Here is an 18,477-nt window from a genome sequence, read left to right on the forward strand (position 1 = left end):
CGGCTGTACGCTGCCTTCGGGTTGTTGGAGTGCGGGCCATTTGCTGACTATGCGCTCGATCCTTACAGTACTTTTATGACCCGGGAGCTGTAACCAAAACTTGCGGAGCTTGATGTAATGAACAAGAAAATTTTCAAAAGAGGTACGGCAATGCATTATCAGAAAGTAATGCTGTGTATTTTAATTAGTATGTTTATAGTTGCTGGCTGTTCAAATAAAGATAAGAAAGAGGAGTATCCAGTTTACGAAGGTACTGTAGTATATAAGACTGATCAAAGTGACATGTACAAACTTTTCGTTCTTCAAAACATAAGTGAGGAGGATTTAAAAAAAGGTAATCTTGAGTATTTTGTAAAATTAGCACAAGACCAACCGGAAGCTTCATTTTATTTGGTTGAAAAAGAGACTTACGAATCAATTGAAGTAGGACAAAAAGTGAAAATCACTTCTGGCTTAGACCAGCTAGAATCCTTTCCACCTATTCGATTCGTTAAGCGTATTGAAAAAATCAATTAAAATACCATCATTATTGTTTTAACCCCTGCCCTTTACGAACGCTCTCGATAGTCAAGAATATGATCCCAAAGAAAGTCGCTAACTTAGCGGCTTTTTTTATCGCTACAATTTCTTGTCACGAATGGAGGAGGGCATTTGCTGGTTTATTTTTGATCAGCGGCCGCGCCTGCGGAGCTCCGGAAGGAACGTGGAGTACAGCCAGCAATTCGGCGAAATTGTCTGGAGAAGTGCTCGACATTCCGGTAGCCGCACAATGCAGCAATGTCAGCGATCCTCTGCGAGCCGTATAACAGCCGTTCTTTGGCCAGTCGGACCCTGCTCTGAATGACATCTTCCATGCATGAGACGCCGAAGGCGGATTTGTACAAGGCCTGCAAATAACTCGGACTCAGATGGACGGACTCCGCCATGACCGGAACGGACCATGCAAAGCCCGGATTATTGTGAATCCGCTTGCGAAGCTCCAGCAATTGATGCTCGTCCGGCTGTCTATCCGTCTCCCGGGCGGCCTCCAGCAGCTTATGGAACATCAGCCGGAGCAAATAATCGATCGACAATTCCCGATAGTCGTACTGGAAGAAATGCTCGGTAGCGAGAAGTTGAAACAGCCTGCTGAAGTAGCCGGGGTCTACCAACGGCAACGGAACGCCTAACGGCAGCGTCGTTTCCGTCAAGTAGGATTCGTCGGTATCGAAGCGCACCCAGTCGTTGACGAATTGCTCCGCACAGGCACGATACCAGATTTTCTGTCCAGGCCGAAAAAGCACGGCGCAATTGGCCGGGTATTCCCTGACGCTGCCCTGCACCCAGATTTCGGCCGGAGTATGTGTCAAAATAAGCAACCAGAAATCATGACCCTCCGGAAAATCATACAGAAAGTCGCCGGGATGGGCCGCACCGTATCCGACATAATAAATCGTTGTCATCGTTTCCTCGCAATCCTCGCAATAATAGAATTGATCAAGTAAAAGCAAGTATAAATCATTTTCCGGCAAAAGTCAGTCCTCTATACTATCCCTGATCCCGAATTATTAAGATGCGATGATACTTGGGCATGGGGATCTTCATGCGCTCCAATCCGATCATTTGGGCCGTTTATCCGGACCAGTGGGGGAGCAACGATGGTTCTCATTCCCCAATTCTACGGTTTATGTAGGAGACAAAAATACTTTTTCAAGGCGTTCCGGTAACCGGGCTGAAAGGTTACAGCCCGTCCGGCCGACATCTGGACAGGAGGGATACGATGAAAGGATTGATGGGTAAACAGGTCATTGTAAAAGAGCATGATCTTATTCGCAGGGAACGAGCGAACAGAAGCTATCTGATGAAGCTGGACAGCGGTCATCTGTTGTTTAATTATCAATTGGAGGCCGGCAGATTTCACGGCAGAACGATTCCCGAAGGTGCGCACGGCGGTTGGGAGACGCCGGTCTGCCAATTGCGCGGACATTTTCTTGGTCATTGGTTGTCGGGCGCGGCGATGCATTACGAAAAAAGCGGCGACATGGAATTAAAGGCCAAACTGGATGCGATCGTGCAGGAGCTGCATGAATGCCAACGGGATAACGGCGGGCAGTGGGTCGGTCCGATTCCCGAAAAGTATCTGCACTGGATTGCAAGGGGCAAAAGCATCTGGGCGCCCCAATACAATCTGCATAAAATATTGATGGGACTGGTCGATGCCTGGCAATATGCCGGTAATCGACAGGCGCTCGATATCGTGGATCGGTTCGCGGACTGGTTTGTTAATTGGAGCGGCACTTTTACAAGAGAGCAATTCGACGATATTCTCGATGTGGAGACAGGCGGGATGCTTGAGGTATGGGCCGATCTGCTGCACATAACCGGGGCGGACAAATATCGTGTGCTGCTGGAACGCTACTATCGCAGTCGGCTGTTTCAACCCTTGCTGGAGGGCAAAGATCCCCTTACGAATATGCATGCAAACACCACGATCCCGGAAGTGCTCGGCTGTGCGAGAGCTTATGAGGTTACCGGAGACGACAGGTGGCTGTCCATCGTCCAAGCGTATTGGAAATGCGCGGTTACGGAGAGAGGAAGCCTTGCGACAGGCGGTCAAACCGCTGGTGAGGTCTGGATGCCGAAGATGAAGATGAAGGCGCGTCTGGGTGACAAAAATCAAGAGCATTGCACGGTCTATAACATGATCCGCCTGGCCGAGTTCTTATTTCGTCAAACGGGCGATCCATCCTACGCGCAATATATCGAATACAATCTTTACAATGGCATTATGGCGCAAGCCTATTATCAGGAATATGGCTTGACGGGCAGTCAGCATAAGCATCCTCATACCGGACTGCTGACCTATTTTCTTCCCATGAAGGCCGGTCTGCGTAAGGAGTGGAGCACGGAAACCGACAGCTTCTTCTGCTGCCATGGCACGATGGTTCAGGCGAATGCGGCCTGGAATAAGGGAATTTATTATCAGGACGGGGAAATCATCTATATCAGTCAATACTTCGATTCCGAGTTGCGCACAAGCATCGATGGCACCGACATACAGATCGTACAGACGCAGGACAAAATGAGCGGCAGCCTGCTATCCTCATCTAACACAGCTGGGTATCAAGCCATTAATGATACAGCGGCGACGAATGAAAATATGCCTGCCTTCCGGAAGTACGATTTCATCGTATCCACTGCGGCGCCGACAACATTCACGCTCCGCTTCCGCATACCGGAGTGGATCATGGCAGAGGTTTCCGTATACGTTAATGACCGTTTGCAGGGGACGACTCGAGACAGCAGCAGCTTCTACGACATTCACAGAGCATGGAAGGAAGGCGATACCGTCTCGATTAAGCTGCCAATCGGCATTCGGTTTGTTCCGCTGCCCGACGACGAACGGACGGGTGCTTTCCGATACGGGCCGGAAGTGCTGGCGGGCTTGTGTGAGACGGAACGTCAGCTCTATGTGGAGGATGAGAATATCGCGTCCGCCATCGAGAACGAGAATGAGCGCGAGTGGGGGAGTTGGCGTTATTTCTTCAAAACAGTCAACCAGGATCCTGCCATCACGTTCAAACGAATTCGGGATATCGGGTACGAGCCTTATCAAATTTACTTCAAAGTAACGGGTGCAAAATCGAAGTGAAACTGAAGATCCAGAGAGAAGTAAGCTTTTGAAAGTCAAAAACGGTGTCCCTTTTTAAGCCGCATACGCGCGGCTTTTTACTTTATAGGACCAAGAGGACCAAGTTAAAATCATTCCAAAGCGAAGCACATCATCCTGATTGCCCTGCGATAGTTGATAGAAATTTCCAAAATTTATTATATGTCTATCCGAGTTTAGAGGTGCTGCTCATTCAACTTTCAAAGTGAGAAGGGATCCCCATGCCCTGGAAATACCTTTTTTTCGTTTGTGCTTCTTAGTTGTGACCAACTAATATCCACCTTCTCGTTCGATTCAATCATGTAGTGGTTTGGAAAAGGCAAGTCACCTGTAAAAATACCTACTCCTTCGATAATAATACTGATGGAATCTTCTGAGTGACCTGGTGTGTGCAGAATGTATCCAGGAATACCAAATCTGTTAGTGAACACCGATTTATCGTTTTCGTTGATGATGTTGTTGGGATTGACTTCAATTTCTTTATAATTGTGCAGTTTTTTCAGAAAGTTATTTGCTGATTCAAGAAAAGATAGTTGTGTTCTGCTGATCATCAATTCTACGCCCAAGGATTGTAGCTCTTGGGCGATTCCACAATGATCAGGATGAAAGTGAGTTACAATCAAATGATGAACAGCATTCAGATTGATTCCATATTTTCGCAATTGACTCGTCATTTTTCCTAGCGTACCCGGCATGCCTGTATCGATTAATAGATACTTCTTCTGGTGCTCTATTGCATAATAATTTGTTGAGCCATATCCAATATTTATAACATTCATGTTGTCCTCCGTTTTTTATCGTTCATATTTGTTGATATAGAGATCACCTACAATTTTTGCAATTGCATGAAACTGATTGTATGCATGATATACATCAATTGCCCATGTTAATAGCATCGACTCGAATTCATCCTGTTTAAGTCCTACTAAGTCCGTAACGGTTAAGTTTCCTCTTTCTAGTACGGGCAATGCAGGGATCAAAGCATCCGGGTGCGATAATTTGTATTTATCCATCATATCGCTCAACAGAGGTGGTTTCGAATACTCCCATTCTATATTTCTTTCAAGTATTAAATACTGTCTGGTGAGATGCAAATTGTTGTTCCATCTGCCATGAACCTCCGAATGCTGCAGACAATGTGCATCAGTATATATAAATTGAGAAAGACCATTTCCTCCTACAAAATGACTTGCTATATGATTGAAAATGTCAAAACATTCAATAACTCCACCAGCAGTGTTTGATCCACAAAATTGGCATTGACCATAAGCCTTCAACTTCACGCCTTTTTTCTGTGCTTGTCGCTCTATATTCTGCATATTAAAGCTCACCTTCGCTAATTATCATCAAATTGAAAAATTCCTCTATTGCATCCACCCTTTAGAATCACTTTAAGGGTTAACGCTACGTTAAAGTCAAATTATATTCGCCTGGTTTACCGCATGTTTGAATCATTCAGCCCATGGAGATAACCGTCTCTAGTCTTTATCTTTTATTAAACTTCAAGGTTACAAAAACGGCCCCCGCGACCGAAGCTGCCGCAATCACACCCGCAAACAGCGAGGCACCCGGGGAGATGCTGGTCATATCGATCAAAAAACCTGTTCCGATGGGCAGCAGCGCGGCAGGTACGTATCCTCCGATATTCAGTACCGCATTGGCTTCGGCGCGGCGATGTTCCGGGACATGCAAGCTGATCAGCGTGAGGCCTCCAAGCTACCCCAACCCCTGTCCAACACCTGCGAATACCGCAGCTATTACAAGGATTGCTGGTGCCGATAACATAACAGCAGATACCAGGCAGCTCATGGACAAAAGGATAACCGCACTACCCATGAGAAACAGACTGCGCACGGAGAACCTTTTGACAACGAATTGGATTCCCGTGGCCGCCAAGAACATGATACAGGCCGTTCCTCCAGCGACCAAGGGACTGGTCACATGCAGTAGCTTGGACAGCAGCGGCGGACCCAGAGACAGTACAAAGGAAGTCGAGGTAATGCCCGGAGCAAACACGGATATTCCCATCGCTAAATGCAGACGGTTATGCTTAGGGACCGACGGGAAGCGCAGCTTCCATTCTCCGTGCGTAGGATGCCGCCGGGAAGGGAGACGGGATGCCACCAGAAAGGCTGTCGCTAAAATGATTAATTGCGCGGAATACACAGGCACAACAGGGTACGCAAGAAATTGGGCCATCATTCCGGCCAGCAGCGGCCCGAGTCCGGCTCCGAGGACCATAGCCACGGAAGCGGCAAGGGATGCCAGTTGTCTCTTGCTGTGTCCACCGGAGTCCACTACCGCCGCCATGCCGGCGGAAACGATGACGCCGACGGCTATGCCTGTCAGCAACCGAGCTGCCAGCAGCATGCCGACCGATTCGGCCGATGCGAACAGCGCACAGGCGGCCACCGCAGCCAAAAGACCCGGATAAAGCACCGCCTTGCGTCCGAACCGGTCGGACAACTGGCCGGCTGCGAGCAGGCTGCCAAGCAAGCCCGCGATATAAGCGGCAAAAATAACCGTTAGGGTTCCATTCGTGAATCCCAGCGCCGTCTGCCACTGGACATACAGCGGCGTCGCTGAATTGGACAGCATGAATACAGCCGTAACGATCCAAGCTGTAGACAAGATGCGGCGAGTAGATACGCGGGTGCCCTCCGAGGTCTGAGAAAGCCCCGCTTTTTTTGCATGATCGATCAATATAATCTCCTCCTTACAACCTTAAATGCGTGCGATGTCTCCGTATTGCCGTGCAATTAGAATAAGTTATAATAGTACATAACTGAAATACATATTTGTAATAAAGGGAATAACCACGTGGTTATGAAGGTGTGCGCGATGAAAATAAACTTGAACCACCTGAATGTCTTTATGGCTGCCGCCGAGAAATTAAACATTACCGAAGCAGCGAAAGCGTTGTTTATTTCCCAACCCGCTGTGAGCAAGACGATTAAACAGCTTGAAGATGCGCTGCAAGTGAGACTGTTTGTGAGGGATAGGCAGAAGGGGATCATTCTGACCGATGTCGGCAGAGAGGTTCTGGTATTGGCGAGGCAGATGCAATCCATTGAAAACCGCATTTTTCAGGTAGCCAGCCGGGAGAGCCAGCTCTTATCTGGAACAATCAAAATCGGCTCGTTTCCCGCTGCGTCGTCCCTGTTACTTCCTGAGGCTATCGCCAGGTTCCGGGCCAAGTATCCTCACGTTCAAATTGAACTCCATGAGGGGGTATCCGACCAGATCAAGGAATGGGTCACCGACCGTGCCGTGGAAATTGGGCTTGTCGCGTCCCCGTTTACGGAATTTGAGCACTATAGCCTGGTTCAGGATCACATGGTGGCGATCATTCCGGACGATCATGAGCTGCACGATACGGCGGTTGTCGACCTCGGAAGGTACCAGCATGACATGATTTATTGTAAAGGCGGGCATGAGGCGGCGATGAACAGCATACTTCAGCAGCACCACTTAAATCTCGAAAGCAATTTGACCGTCCAAACCGCCGAAACCCTGATCCATATGGTCCGTAGACGGCTCGGGATCGGTCTTGTTTTCGACTTTACGCTATCCTCCGTGTCCCATGGGCTCACCGTTAAGCCGGTTACGCCTGTGATTACCAGGGAGATCGGAGTTATCGCAATTTCTTTCGATGAGATTTCCCCCGCGTCCATGGAATTTGTCCGTATGATGGCAGATGATGAAACAAGCCGTTTCGGTAAATAAAACAAGGCATCGAACTGCGAATGGAAGCATCCATACCGTTCAGTGCCTTGTCTTTTTTTATCTAAAGTTTCTTATAAAGCCGATGATTTATAGGGAGAAGCCATTTTAGAAGAGATGCAAACGGTTTGAATTTTATAGCTTGTTTAATTAAGAAATAACCTACTACGCATCCTATCGTGTTAGCTATCAAGTCGTTGATGTCGATACTTCTTGAGCTGCCAAGTAATAGTTTAATAATGAGCTGCATCAGCTCTATGCCAAATGATACGGACAACCCCGTCCGAATTGCTTGTTTTAAGGAATAAACGGTGCGAGGCGCAAGCCACAAGAAAGCACCCAGTGGAATGAACAGGATAATATTTAATATAAAGCTTGTCATATCAATGGTTAGAATAGGAATAAAGTTGATCGAGCTGTACCATGGAGCCTGATTGCGGTGAACCCCAAAGGTCAGCTCAATAGGTAAAAAGACAAAATAAATGACACCCAACGAATAGCCGCTAAATAAAATTTCAAGTAAGGTCACTCTCTTGTTTTTATAGGTAATCACCCTAAAAATGATATACAGTAGTGCTAAAGGTATCAAAACGGCTAATGGTGGAATAGTGTATAACAAATCCATGAAAGTCTCTCTCCTTCGTAGTAACTTAATTTCCTTATTCAGCTTACAAAGAGAAAGTTTAGAATATGTAAAGTATATTTAAAGAATTTTAAAGTTTTACATAAACAAAAGCAGTGATCGAGTATTCTTGGAACTGAGGTTCATTAGATTTTGTGAGTATTAATCATTTTTAATAAAAATTAAATATGGAGTGAATTGTATGGAATCTACATATCATAGGATGCGATTGGAGCTGGCGAAGTTTATCAGCATAAGTGCAGTGCTTGCAGGGGGAACTTGTTTTGTACTAATGGCTGTTATTCTGATCATTAGAGTTATTTCAGATGATCTATATAACCTTGTCATCAACCTGGTTAATGAACTTAACGGACTATTCCCCAGGTTGTTTCCTATTATATTTTTTGTTTTTTTCCTATTTCTCATTTTCAGCATGTTTATTGTGTCTCGACGGTCATTTCGTTACTATACAGAGGTATCCCAAATGCTTCAATCGATGGCCGAAGGGAAATTGGACGTAAAATTACCTGTGAGTGATCGGGGTACGTTGATTGGAAATTTGGCACAGAATATTTCTTGTTCATCAGCTAGAACTCTCCCTGCAGCAGGAGAGAGCAGCAGAAGAATCGAAGAATGAGCTAATCACTTCTGTTTCCCATGATTTACGCACGCCATTAACTTCAATTCTTGGTTATCTCTATATTATTGAACAGGATCGTTACAAAGATGAAGTCGAAATGCGCTATTATACGTCTATCATCTATGAGAAGAGCAAAAATTTAGATCGCCTTGTTAATGAACTGTTTGAGTATGTTCGTACAAAAAATCCGAAGCTAACCCTTCATAAAGAAAAAATAAATATGACTCGATTGCTCCAACAGCTGGCTGCTCAGTATATTCCTGAATTAAAAGCCAATCGGATGGAAGCTCGTTTAAGTTTACCTGGTCGCGAAGTCTGGCTTTATGCAGATGCTGAGAAACTCGTACGAGTATACGAAAATATTATAAACAACGCATTGCGATATGGCGCGGATGGTAAGTGGCTTGATATCCGACTCCAGGAGGACGAGAAAGGGATTTGTATTGAAATAAAAAATTACGGGAAACCGATTCCTAAGCACTCTCTTCCATATGTTTTTGAACGCTTTTATCGAGCAGATGAGGCGCGTACGGAAGAAGGTTCAGGTCTCGGGCTTGCCATAGCCAAAAATATTGTAGAACTTCATCAAGGGGAAATTTGGGTGAAGAGTGATGAGAGCGGGACAGCTTTCTTTACTTTGTTTGAAAGGGAGAACATCGATGAACGCTAACATATTGGTGGTAGACGACGATCCGGAAATTGTAAGACTCGTGGAGCTTGCACTTCGACAAGAAGGTCATAACGTCTTCACAGCTGCTACTGGATTGGAAGCTTTACGATGCTTTCAGGAACTAGAGATTGACCTTGTAATCGTAGATGTGATGATGCCTGAGATGGACGGACTTACGTTTTCTAAGGAAGTTAGAAAGACAGAGAACGTGCCTATTCTCATGCTAAGCGCCAAATCGGAGGACATGGACAAGATAGAAGGATTATTGATTGGTGCAGATGATTATATGACCAAGCCGTTTCATCTTTTGGAGTTAATTGTAAGGGTGAAGGCCCTTCTGAGACGCGCCTATCCGGCAAAAAACAATCCATCTCAAGGTTCTTCTTTCCTGCAATTTGGACCACTTACGATCGACCATAAACGTTACGAAGTAAGATACAATGAAGAAAAAATCGTCCTCACCGCAAAAGAATTTGATATTTTATATTTACTTGCAAGTCATCCAGGGCAAGTATTTCCCGCCGAAGACATTTTCCAGAAGGTATGGAAGGAAAAATATTATGAGGGCAATAATACTGTGATGGTACACATCAGCAACCTGCGAGAGAAAGTGGACAAATTGCTAGGCTATAAGCTCATTCAGACGGTATGGGGTGTCGGATATAAAATTGAGATTTGAAGAACGAATACAAGCGGGGGCGACACTGTGCGAAAGCACTGTTGCCCACTTTAAATTTTCGGAACCTCGTAAGTAGAGGTGATTGGCTCATTGCTGATTTAGCTGTGCTAACAAACAAAGACGGAAAAATGTTGGGGTGCCAGGGGCAAGCAACACCTGTGCAATAATTGCAGGGTAATTGTCTAGCACGGTAGTCATAAACAAATGACGAAAAAGCGTAACTCAATAGGTTATGGGTGGGCGGGAGTTGCCGCATACTTCTAACCCATTAGGCCTATCTTCAAACAAAACTTTCCGCTGACGGAATCGGAGGGGGAGTTTGAAGCAAACAAGCAGCCGAGTCGATGGGTTGACTGACTGCCTGATTCATCCTTCAATATTTGAAGACCCGTTGCTCCAGGTCCTTTCTCTGTCACATTGTTATGCAAGCTGGGCAGTTGGCCGCACCACTAACTCATTGACGTCGACATCTGCCGGTTGCTCAATCGCATAAGCAATAGCTCGGGCAATGGCAAAAGCAGGCAGAGCGTCACGTCGGTACGTTTTCATGAGTTCCCTGGCCTCGTCATCCGAAATACTCTCTGCGAGCTCAGACTGTGTTACGCCCGGGGAAACCAGCGTTACCCTAATGTCTGCTCCAACTTCCTGCCGCAAGCCTTCCGTGATGGCGCGAACGGCATATTTGGTTGCACAGTAGACTGCTGCCGTTGGTGACACTGCATAGGCACCGATGGAAGCCAAGTTAATGATATGACCGGATTGCTGCTCTCTCATGATGGGAAGACCTGCAGCGATGCCATGCAGAACTCCGCGAATATTGACGTCAATCATTCGGTTCCATTCCTCAATTTTCAAGGCAGCCAAAGGAGAGAGGGGCATTACGCCGGCATTGTTTACAATGACGTCGACTTGGCCGAACCGGGTCTGCGCCAAGCGGATGATGGACTGCATTTGCTCGATATTCGTCACGTCCAGCTGTTGAAATAGTACCGAGCCTCCTTCTGTCTCAATCGTCGAAGCCAAAGCTGCCAGTCTTTCCACGCGTCTGGCCCCCATAACAACATGCGCTCCCTGACTGGCAAGAAGCTTGGCCGTCGCTTCACCAATCCCGCTGCTTGCTCCTGTAATGACAACAACTTTACCCTGGATTTTTGACATGAAACATTTCTCCTCTTCCATTTGATTATGCTAATTGTTCGATTAAACGGTAACTAATTAATAAACTAAACAAGGAAATCTCCTACTCCTCACGATAGAGAACCATACCGGCGTGGTAAAGCACTGAATCCCGGAAATCACCGTCTGCGGTAAACCCGGTATCATCTACGTACTCAATATGGTCGCCTATAATGGTATACCGGCCTTGATAAGCGCTTTTTCGATTACCGCGTGCCTCGTCATACCGCCCGTTCGGCAGCAGTTCATGTCGAATATAACCGTCTTTGGTCACCCACATGCCGACATATGGATGGTTTTGTTCGTTTGGTGTACTCATACAATTTCTCCTCTCGTCTCGTTTGCGTGTATTGGGCTGTCATTTACCTACCTTGTAAGTTTGCTTATGGATAGGTCTCCCATTCCGCTAACGCATTTTTTTACATATCGATTATCGCAACTTCGAGCGGAGAGTCGGTAGCCGGATCCTGCAGGATCATTGTCAAATCCTCCAGAGAAAGATAAAGTAAGGTTAATTACATCAGTAAAAAGAAGGGGAAGACTAATGGATGCATGGTTCGAGAAACAAAGAAAGGAACTTCTACATATCATAGAGAAATTCACGCTAGAAGACGGAACGCATGACACGAAAGTTCCCGGTTTGCGCCTGATTCGTGCTTCCAGGACGTCCGAGCCGGTTTATTCCGTTTATGAACCTTCTCTTTGCGTCGTAGCTCAAGGTTCCAAGGTAGTTATATTAGGGCAGGAGATGTACCAATATGATTCAAACAGCTTTTTAACCGCATCGGTACATCTGCCGATTACTGGACAGGTGATGGAAGCTTCGAGTGAAACACCATATGTCAGTGCGCAGATCATTTTCGATATGAAACAGATTGTTGACGTCATTCAGGCTGCCGGAGATTCGATGAGAGCAGGAAATGAAACATGCCGGGGACTAAAGGTAAGCCAAATCGACCATGCCCTCCTGGATGCAGTGCTGCGGCTTGTAAAATTGATCGAAGCGCCGCAAGATATCCCGGTGCTTGCGCCTTACGCTATGCGAGAGGTTATTTACCGGGTGCTCCAGAAAGAAAATAACGCTTCGCTGAAGCAGATTGCAGTTATCGGAAGTCATGCACAACGCATCGCAGGGGTCGTCGAAAAGCTTAATCGCGACTTTGCCCAGCCCCTGCGCGTCGATGATTTAGCCGCAGAGGCCCGCATGAGCGCTTCGTCTTTATACGATTATTTTAAGGAAGTCACAGGGATGAGTCCGATCCAGTTTCAGAAACAGATCCGATTGCAAGAGGCACGCCGGTTACTCCTGACAGGATCCATCGATGCGGCCGAAGCTGCATTTCAGGTTGGATATGAGAGCCCATCGCATTTTAGCAGGGAATATGCGCGGATGTTTGGGCAGCCACCAATCCGGGACGTTCGTCGTCTGCGTAGCACCCTTATGGATGAAACGGCTAGCGACGGTTAACGAAGCATGCTTCAACAAGAATTTTGCAGAAATAGTAGGGATATGTGGGGCGGATCCAGGATTAGAGAGTGGCCGGGAGTGGTTTTCCCATTTGAACAATACGACCAGGTTAATTGCATACAGTTGAACTATTTGGCGGGAGTAATGCGTTTTGTCTAGAAACTGCGTGAGACGGTTCACCGTACATCGACTGCCTACTCGAAATTGCTTAAACATTGATTAGTCTTTATCAACACCCGGAATATTTTACAACTTATAATCGAAAAGAGATTATGTTATATTATAAATCCGGCAGCAAGAAAGCTGCTGACAAGTAAACAAATAAAAAGAACGATCACAAGAAATTGGAACTTTTTACTTGTTGATTTAGATGGATGGAAAGTGATATATTATAAGAGTTGCTGCTGCGAACATGTTTCGCCAGTAACGAAAAGGTTGATCTTTGAAAACTGAACAACGAGTGAGTAAAACGAACCGCTTCGGCGGGGAGTTACAATAGAGAATTGAACAAATTCTCGTCAGTTTTTCTAAATGAGCTACAAACTCGAACGGTTGGATATTTTCTTGGAGTGATCCAGGAAGTATCCACTCGAAAAATCCTTATTGGAGAGTTTGATCCTGGCTCAGGACGAACGCTGGCGGCGTGCCTAATACATGCAAGTCGAGCGGAGCAACGGTTTCCTTCGGGAAACCATTAGCTTAGCGGCGGACGGGTGAGTAACACGTAGGCAACCTGCCCTCAAGACTGGGATAACTACCGGAAACGGTAGCTAATACCGGATAATTAAACCTGCTGCATGGCGGGTTTATGAAAGGCGGAGCAATCTGTCACTTGAGGATGGGCCTGCGGCGCATTAGCTAGTTGGTGAGGTAACGGCTCACCAAGGCGACGATGCGTAGCCGACCTGAGAGGGTGAACGGCCACACTGGGACTGAGACACGGCCCAGACTCCTACGGGAGGCAGCAGTAGGGAATCTTCCGCAATGGGCGAAAGCCTGACGGAGCAACGCCGCGTGAGTGATGAAGGTTTTCGGATCGTAAAGCTCTGTTGCCAGGGAAGAACGTCTCATAGAGTAACTGCTATGAGAGTGACGGTACCTGAGAAGAAAGCCCCGGCTAACTACGTGCCAGCAGCCGCGGTAATACGTAGGGGGCAAGCGTTGTCCGGAATTATTGGGCGTAAAGCGCGCGCAGGCGGTTCTTTAAGTCTGGTGTTTAAACCCGAGGCTCAACTTCGGGACGCACTGGAAACTGGGGAACTTGAGTGCAGAAGAGGAGAGTGGAATTCCACGTGTAGCGGTGAAATGCGTAGATATGTGGAGGAACACCAGTGGCGAAGGCGACTCTCTGGGCTGTAACTGACGCTGAGGCGCGAAAGCGTGGGGAGCGAACAGGATTAGATACCCTGGTAGTCCACGCCGTAAACGATGAATGCTAGGTGTTAGGGGTTTCGATACCCTTGGTGCCGAAGTTAACACATTAAGCATTCCGCCTGGGGAGTACGGTCGCAAGACTGAAACTCAAAGGAATTGACGGGGACCCGCACAAGCAGTGGAGTATGTGGTTTAATTCGAAGCAACGCGAAGAACCTTACCAAGTCTTGACATCCCTCTGAATCCTCTAGAGATAGAGGCGGCCTTCGGGACAGAGGAGACAGGTGGTGCATGGTTGTCGTCAGCTCGTGTCGTGAGATGTTGGGTTAAGTCCCGCAACGAGCGCAACCCTTGATCTTAGTTGCCAGCACTTTGGGTGGGCACTCTAAGGTGACTGCCGGTGACAAACCGGAGGAAGGTGGGGATGACGTCAAATCATCATGCCCCTTATGACTTGGGCTACACACGTACTACAATGGCTGGTACAACGGGAAGCGAAGCCGCGAGGTGGAGCCAATCCTAAAAAGCCAGTCTCAGTTCGGATTGCAGGCTGCAACTCGCCTGCATGAAGTCGGAATTGCTAGTAATCGCGGATCAGCATGCCGCGGTGAATACGTTCCCGGGTCTTGTACACACCGCCCGTCACACCACGAGAGTTTACAACACCCGAAGTCGGTGGGGTAACCCTTACGGGAGCCAGCCGCCGAAGGTGGGGTAGATGATTGGGGTGAAGTCGTAACAAGGTAGCCGTATCGGAAGGTGCGGCTGGATCACCTCCTTTCTATGGAGTACCTCGCTTCCGTAGCGAAGCGGTACAAATACGGTCAGCGCAAGCTGCCGGATAAATAGGCTTTACGAAGTAAAGTCAACCAACTCACTCGTTGGTCAGTTTTGAGAGTTCAACCTCTCAAGCTTGTTGATTCCAGATCTTTCACAAGATCGCTGAGAATTGATAAGATATTCTTCCGGTCGATTAACGGCCGATTGAATTTGATCCTTGAAAACTAGATAACGAAACGAATTTGCGTTTTAGAAATATCCTTTTAGCTGAACTTGTGTCAAAACAAGTTTCAATAAAAGTAGCACGCGAAGGTTTTGGGATCATCGATCCTTTGGGAGCTTGTTTCACCATTGAGTGGTTTTATCCAATCAGGAAACAAGCGGACAACAGAGCGATGAGCACAATAACCGGAGCATAGTTTATGCTTTCGAAGTTAGTTTCGCAAGCGAAACTTTGAGGTTAAGCTACTAAGAGCACACGGAGGATGCCTAGGCGCTAGGAGCCGATGAAGGACGTGGCGAACAACGATACTGCCTCGGGGAGCTGTAAGCAAGCTTCGATCCGGGGATGTCCGAATGGGGAAACCCGACTGGTGTAATAGCCAGTTACCCGTATCTGAATACATAGGATGCGAGGAGGCATACCCAGGGAACTGAAACATCTAAGTACCTGGAGGAAGAGAAAACAAGAGTGATTCCGTCAGTAGCGGCGAGCGAACGCGGAACAGCCTAAACCAGAGAGCTTGCTCTCTGGGGTTGTGGGACGTCTCACATGGAGTTACAAAGGTTTAGATTAGACGAACAGGTCTGGAAAGGCCGGCCATAGAAGGTAAAAGCCCTGTAATCGAAAATGTGAACCCTCCGAGACGGATCCCGAGTAGTGCGGGGCACGTGAAACCCCGTATGAATCCAGCAGGACCATCTGCTAAGGCTAAATACTCCCTAGCGACCGATAGTGAAGCAGTACCGTGAGGGAAAGGTGAAAAGCACCCCGGAAGGGGAGTGAAATAGAACCTGAAACCGTGTGCTTACAAGAAGTCAGAGCCCATTATAGGGGTGATGGCGTGCCTTTTGTAGAATGAACCGGCGAGTTACGTTCCCATGCAAGGTTAAGGCGAGAAGCCGTAGCCGCAGCGAAAGCGAGTCTGAATAGGGCGACTGAGTATGTGGACGTAGACCCGAAACCGTGTGATCTACCCCTGTCCAGGGTGAAGGTGCGGTAACACGCACTGGAGGCCCGAACCCACGTACGTTGAAAAGTGCGGGGATGAGGTGGGGGTAGCGGAGAAATTCCAATCGAACTCGGAGATAGCTGGTTCTCCCCGAAATAGCTTTAGGGCTAGCCTCGGAAATTAGAGTCGTGGAGGTAGAGCACTGATTGGGTGCGGGGCCCGCAAGGGTTACCAAGCTCAGTCAAACTCCGAATGCCATAGACTTATATCCGGGAGTCAGACAGTGAGTGCTAAGATCCATTGTCAAAAGGGAAACAGCCCAGACCATCAGCTAAGGTCCCCAAGTGTGTGTTAAGTGGGAAAGGATGTGGAGTTGCACAGACAACCAGGATGTTGGCTTAGAAGCAGCCACCATTTAAAGAGTGCGTAATAGCTCACTGGTCGAGTGACTCTGCGCCGAAAATGTAACGGGGCTAAACACACCACCGAAGCTATGGCTTGAATCGACTTCACTGCTTCTTTGAGGTAGTGAGCCTGAGTTGAACATTTTTGTCAGACTTGAGATGAAATCAAGGATGACCAAATGCTCTCAGGGGTTAAACACACTTCGAAGGCGGAGTGAAGTCGATTCAGGGGTAGGGGAGCGTTGTATGTAGGTTGAAGGTGTACCGTAAGGAGCGCTGGACAGCATACAAGTGAGAATGCCGGTATGAGTAACGAAAAGATCAGTGAGAATCTGATCCGCCGAAAGCCCAAGGTTTCCTGAGGAAGGCTCGTCCGCTCAGGGTAAGTCGGGACCTAAGGCGAGGCCGAAAGGCGTAGTCGAAGGACAACAGGTTGAAATTCCTGTACCACCGTAAACCGTTATGAACGATGGGGTGACGCAGGAGGGTAGTGACGCGGACTGATGGATGTCCGTCCAAGCAGTGAGGCTGATGTGTAGGCAAATCCGCACATCGATAAGGCTGGGCTGTGATGGGGAGTGAAAATTACAGTAGCGAAGGTCATGATCTCACACTGCCAAGAAAAGCCTCTAGTCAGGTGAAGGTGCCCGTACCGCAAACCGACACAGGTAGGCGAGAAGAGAATTCTAAGGCGCGCGGAAGAACTCTCGTTAAGGAACTCGGCAAAATGACCCCGTAACTTCGGGAGAAGGGGTGCCTCGGTAGGGTGAATAGCCCGAGGGGGCCGCAGTGAAAAGGCCCAAGCGACTGTTTAGCAAAAACACAGGTCTGTGCGAAGCCGCAAGGCGAAGTATACGGGCTGACGCCTGCCCGGTGCTGGAAGGTTAAGGGGAGCGGTTAGGAGGTAACTCCGAAGCTGTGAACCGAAGCCCCAGTAAACGGCGGCCGTAACTATAACGGTCCTAAGGTAGCGAAATTCCTTGTCAGGTAAATTCTGACCCGCACGAATGGCGTAACGACTTGGGCGCTGTCTCAACGAGAGATCCGGTGAAATTTTAATACCTGTGAAGATGCAGGTTACCCGCGACAAGACGGAAAGACCCCATGGAGCTTTACTGCAGCTTGATATTGGATTTGGGTACGATCTGTACAGGATAGGTGGGAGCCTAAGAAGCATGAGCGCCAGCTTGTGTGGAGGCGACGTTGGGATACCACCCTGATCGTATCTAGGTTCTAACCTGGTACCGTGATCCGGTACGGGGACAGTGTCAGGCGGGCAGTTTGACTGGGGCGGTCGCCTCCTAAAGAGTAACGGAGGCGCCCCAAGGTTCCCTCAGAATGGTTGGAAATCATTCGAAGAGTGCAAAGGCATAAGGGAGCTTGACTGCGAGACCTACAAGTCGAGCAGGGACGAAAGTCGGGCTTAGTGATCCGGTGGTACCGCATGGAAGGGCCATCGCTCAACGGATAAAAGCTACCCTGGGGATAACAGGCTTATCTCCCCCAAGAGTCCACATCGACGGGGAGGTTTGGCACCTCGATGTCGGCTCATCGCATCCTGGGGCTGAAGTAGGTCCCAAGGGTTGGGCTGTTCGCCCATTAAAGCGGTACGCGAGCTGGGTTCAGAACGTCGTGAGACAGTTCGGTCCCTATCTGTCGTGGGCGTAGGAAATTTGAGAGGAGCTGTCCTTAGTACGAGAGGACCGGGATGGACGTACCGCTGGTGCACCAGTTGTTCCGCCAGGAGCATGGCTGGGTAGCTACGTACGGACGGGATAAGCGCTGAAAGCATCTAAGCGTGAAGCCCCCCTCAAGATGAGATTTCCCAGTATGTAAGACCCCTTGAAGACGACGAGGTAGATAGGTTGGAGGTGGAAGTGCAGCAATGCATGGAGCTGACCAATACTAATCGGTCGAGGGCTTATCCTAAAAGCTTTCTGAAAGAAAGCTCGCTACGGAAGCATAAACAATACCCCAAAAAGTGAAGCGAAGCTTTGAAGCTAATGCCGAATACTTTTCGGGGACCCCGATACCACATTGGGGAAATGCTACGGATTCTAATCAACGCAAAGACGTTTCGTATCTAGTTTTCAAGGTTCAAAAAATCTTGAAACGATTTT

General features: G+C 47.9%; 14 protein-coding genes and 2 rRNA genes. 8 read left to right on the plus strand and 8 right to left on the minus strand.

All coding sequences use genetic code 11. The annotated features are described in order from the left end of the window. The first annotated feature begins 117 nt into the window (after nt 1-117). Nucleotides 118-516 carry a DUF3221 domain-containing protein gene (locus NST44_RS20745; RefSeq protein WP_007128008.1) on the plus strand — a complete coding sequence of 133 codons (399 nt, stop codon included), beginning with the start codon at nt 118-120 and terminating at the stop codon, nt 514-516. A 143-nt stretch (nt 517-659) separates the two neighbouring features. On the opposite strand, the gene NST44_RS20750 is transcribed toward NST44_RS20745, so the two are convergent. Beyond that, nucleotides 660-1,442 (minus strand): helix-turn-helix transcriptional regulator, encoded by a 783-nt coding sequence (locus NST44_RS20750; protein ID WP_040738196.1) that lies wholly within the window; start codon nt 1,440-1,442, stop codon nt 660-662. 317 nt (nt 1,443-1,759) lie between these two features. Here NST44_RS20750 and NST44_RS20755 point away from each other — a divergent pair, with 317 nt between their 5' ends. After that, the gene (locus NST44_RS20755) at nt 1,760-3,631 is read left to right on the plus strand and encodes a beta-L-arabinofuranosidase domain-containing protein (RefSeq protein ID WP_340900512.1); all 1,872 of its coding nucleotides are present in this window, start codon (nt 1,760-1,762) and stop codon (nt 3,629-3,631) included. A 218-nt stretch (nt 3,632-3,849) separates the two neighbouring features. Here the strand turns inward: NST44_RS20755 and NST44_RS20760 are convergent, their stop codons facing one another. The 4 genes from NST44_RS20760 to NST44_RS20775 all read right to left on the minus strand — a co-directional run bounded on the left by NST44_RS20760 (nt 3,850) and on the right by NST44_RS20775 (nt 6,352). Next, nucleotides 3,850-4,428, minus strand: coding sequence for an MBL fold metallo-hydrolase (locus tag NST44_RS20760; RefSeq protein ID WP_007128005.1), 579 nt, complete (start codon nt 4,426-4,428; stop codon nt 3,850-3,852). Nucleotides 4,429-4,443: 15 nt separating this feature from the next. Continuing rightward, a complete protein-coding gene (locus NST44_RS20765) occupies nt 4,444-4,968 on the minus strand; it encodes a DUF5946 family protein (RefSeq protein ID WP_007128004.1) in 525 nt (174 codons plus the stop codon). A 166-nt stretch (nt 4,969-5,134) separates the two neighbouring features. Next, nucleotides 5,135-5,341 carry a hypothetical protein gene (locus NST44_RS20770; protein ID WP_340900513.1) on the minus strand — a complete coding sequence of 69 codons (207 nt, stop codon included), beginning with the start codon at nt 5,339-5,341 and terminating at the stop codon, nt 5,135-5,137. Nucleotides 5,342-5,365: 24 nt separating this feature from the next. After that, a complete protein-coding gene (locus NST44_RS20775) occupies nt 5,366-6,352 on the minus strand; it encodes an MFS transporter (protein WP_340900514.1) in 987 nt (328 codons plus the stop codon). A 138-nt stretch (nt 6,353-6,490) separates the two neighbouring features. On the opposite strand from NST44_RS20775, the gene NST44_RS20780 reads away from it, so the two are divergent. Further along, nucleotides 6,491-7,375, plus strand: a complete 885-nt coding sequence (locus NST44_RS20780) for a LysR family transcriptional regulator (protein WP_007128002.1) — start codon at nt 6,491-6,493, stop codon at nt 7,373-7,375. 61 nt (nt 7,376-7,436) lie between these two features. Here the strand turns inward: NST44_RS20780 and NST44_RS20785 are convergent, their stop codons facing one another. Continuing rightward, entirely contained in the window at nt 7,437-7,997 is a 561-nt protein-coding gene (locus NST44_RS20785; RefSeq protein ID WP_340900516.1) for a VanZ family protein, read from the minus strand. A 548-nt stretch (nt 7,998-8,545) separates the two neighbouring features. Here NST44_RS20785 and NST44_RS20790 point away from each other — a divergent pair. Continuing rightward, nucleotides 8,546-9,304, plus strand: coding sequence for a sensor histidine kinase (locus NST44_RS20790; RefSeq protein WP_083832584.1), 759 nt, complete (start codon nt 8,546-8,548; stop codon nt 9,302-9,304). Continuing rightward, a complete protein-coding gene (locus tag NST44_RS20795; RefSeq protein WP_007127998.1) occupies nt 9,294-9,983 on the plus strand; it encodes a response regulator transcription factor in 690 nt (229 codons plus the stop codon). Before NST44_RS20790 ends, NST44_RS20795 begins: the two co-directional genes overlap by 11 nt. 420 nt (nt 9,984-10,403) lie before the next feature. Here NST44_RS20795 and NST44_RS20800 read toward each other — a convergent pair whose 3' ends face one another. Beyond that, nucleotides 10,404-11,141, minus strand: a complete 738-nt coding sequence (locus NST44_RS20800) for an SDR family oxidoreductase (protein WP_007127997.1) — start codon at nt 11,139-11,141, stop codon at nt 10,404-10,406. An 82-nt stretch (nt 11,142-11,223) separates the two neighbouring features. Beyond that, a complete protein-coding gene (locus NST44_RS20805) occupies nt 11,224-11,478 on the minus strand; it encodes an Atu4866 domain-containing protein (protein ID WP_007127996.1) in 255 nt (84 codons plus the stop codon). 225 nt (nt 11,479-11,703) lie between these two features. Here NST44_RS20805 and NST44_RS20810 point away from each other — a divergent pair, with 225 nt between their 5' ends. The 3 genes from NST44_RS20810 (at nt 11,704) to NST44_RS20820 (ending at nt 18,286) form a co-directional block, all read left to right on the plus strand. After that, nucleotides 11,704-12,627 (plus strand): AraC family transcriptional regulator, encoded by a 924-nt coding sequence (locus tag NST44_RS20810; RefSeq protein ID WP_007127995.1) that lies wholly within the window; start codon nt 11,704-11,706, stop codon nt 12,625-12,627. Nucleotides 12,628-13,227: 600 nt separating this feature from the next. Further along, nucleotides 13,228-14,782: ribosomal RNA gene (locus tag NST44_RS20815) — 16S ribosomal RNA — on the plus strand. Between the two features lie 457 nt (nt 14,783-15,239). After that, nucleotides 15,240-18,286, plus strand: a 23S ribosomal RNA gene (locus tag NST44_RS20820). Together the 16S and 23S rRNA genes form the textbook arrangement of a ribosomal RNA operon. Nucleotides 18,287-18,477: the final 191 nt, after the last annotated feature.

This window comes from Paenibacillus sp. FSL W8-0919, from assembly GCF_038003785.1.
GTDB lineage: Bacteria > Bacillota > Bacilli > Paenibacillales > Paenibacillaceae > Paenibacillus_AQ > Paenibacillus_AQ lactis.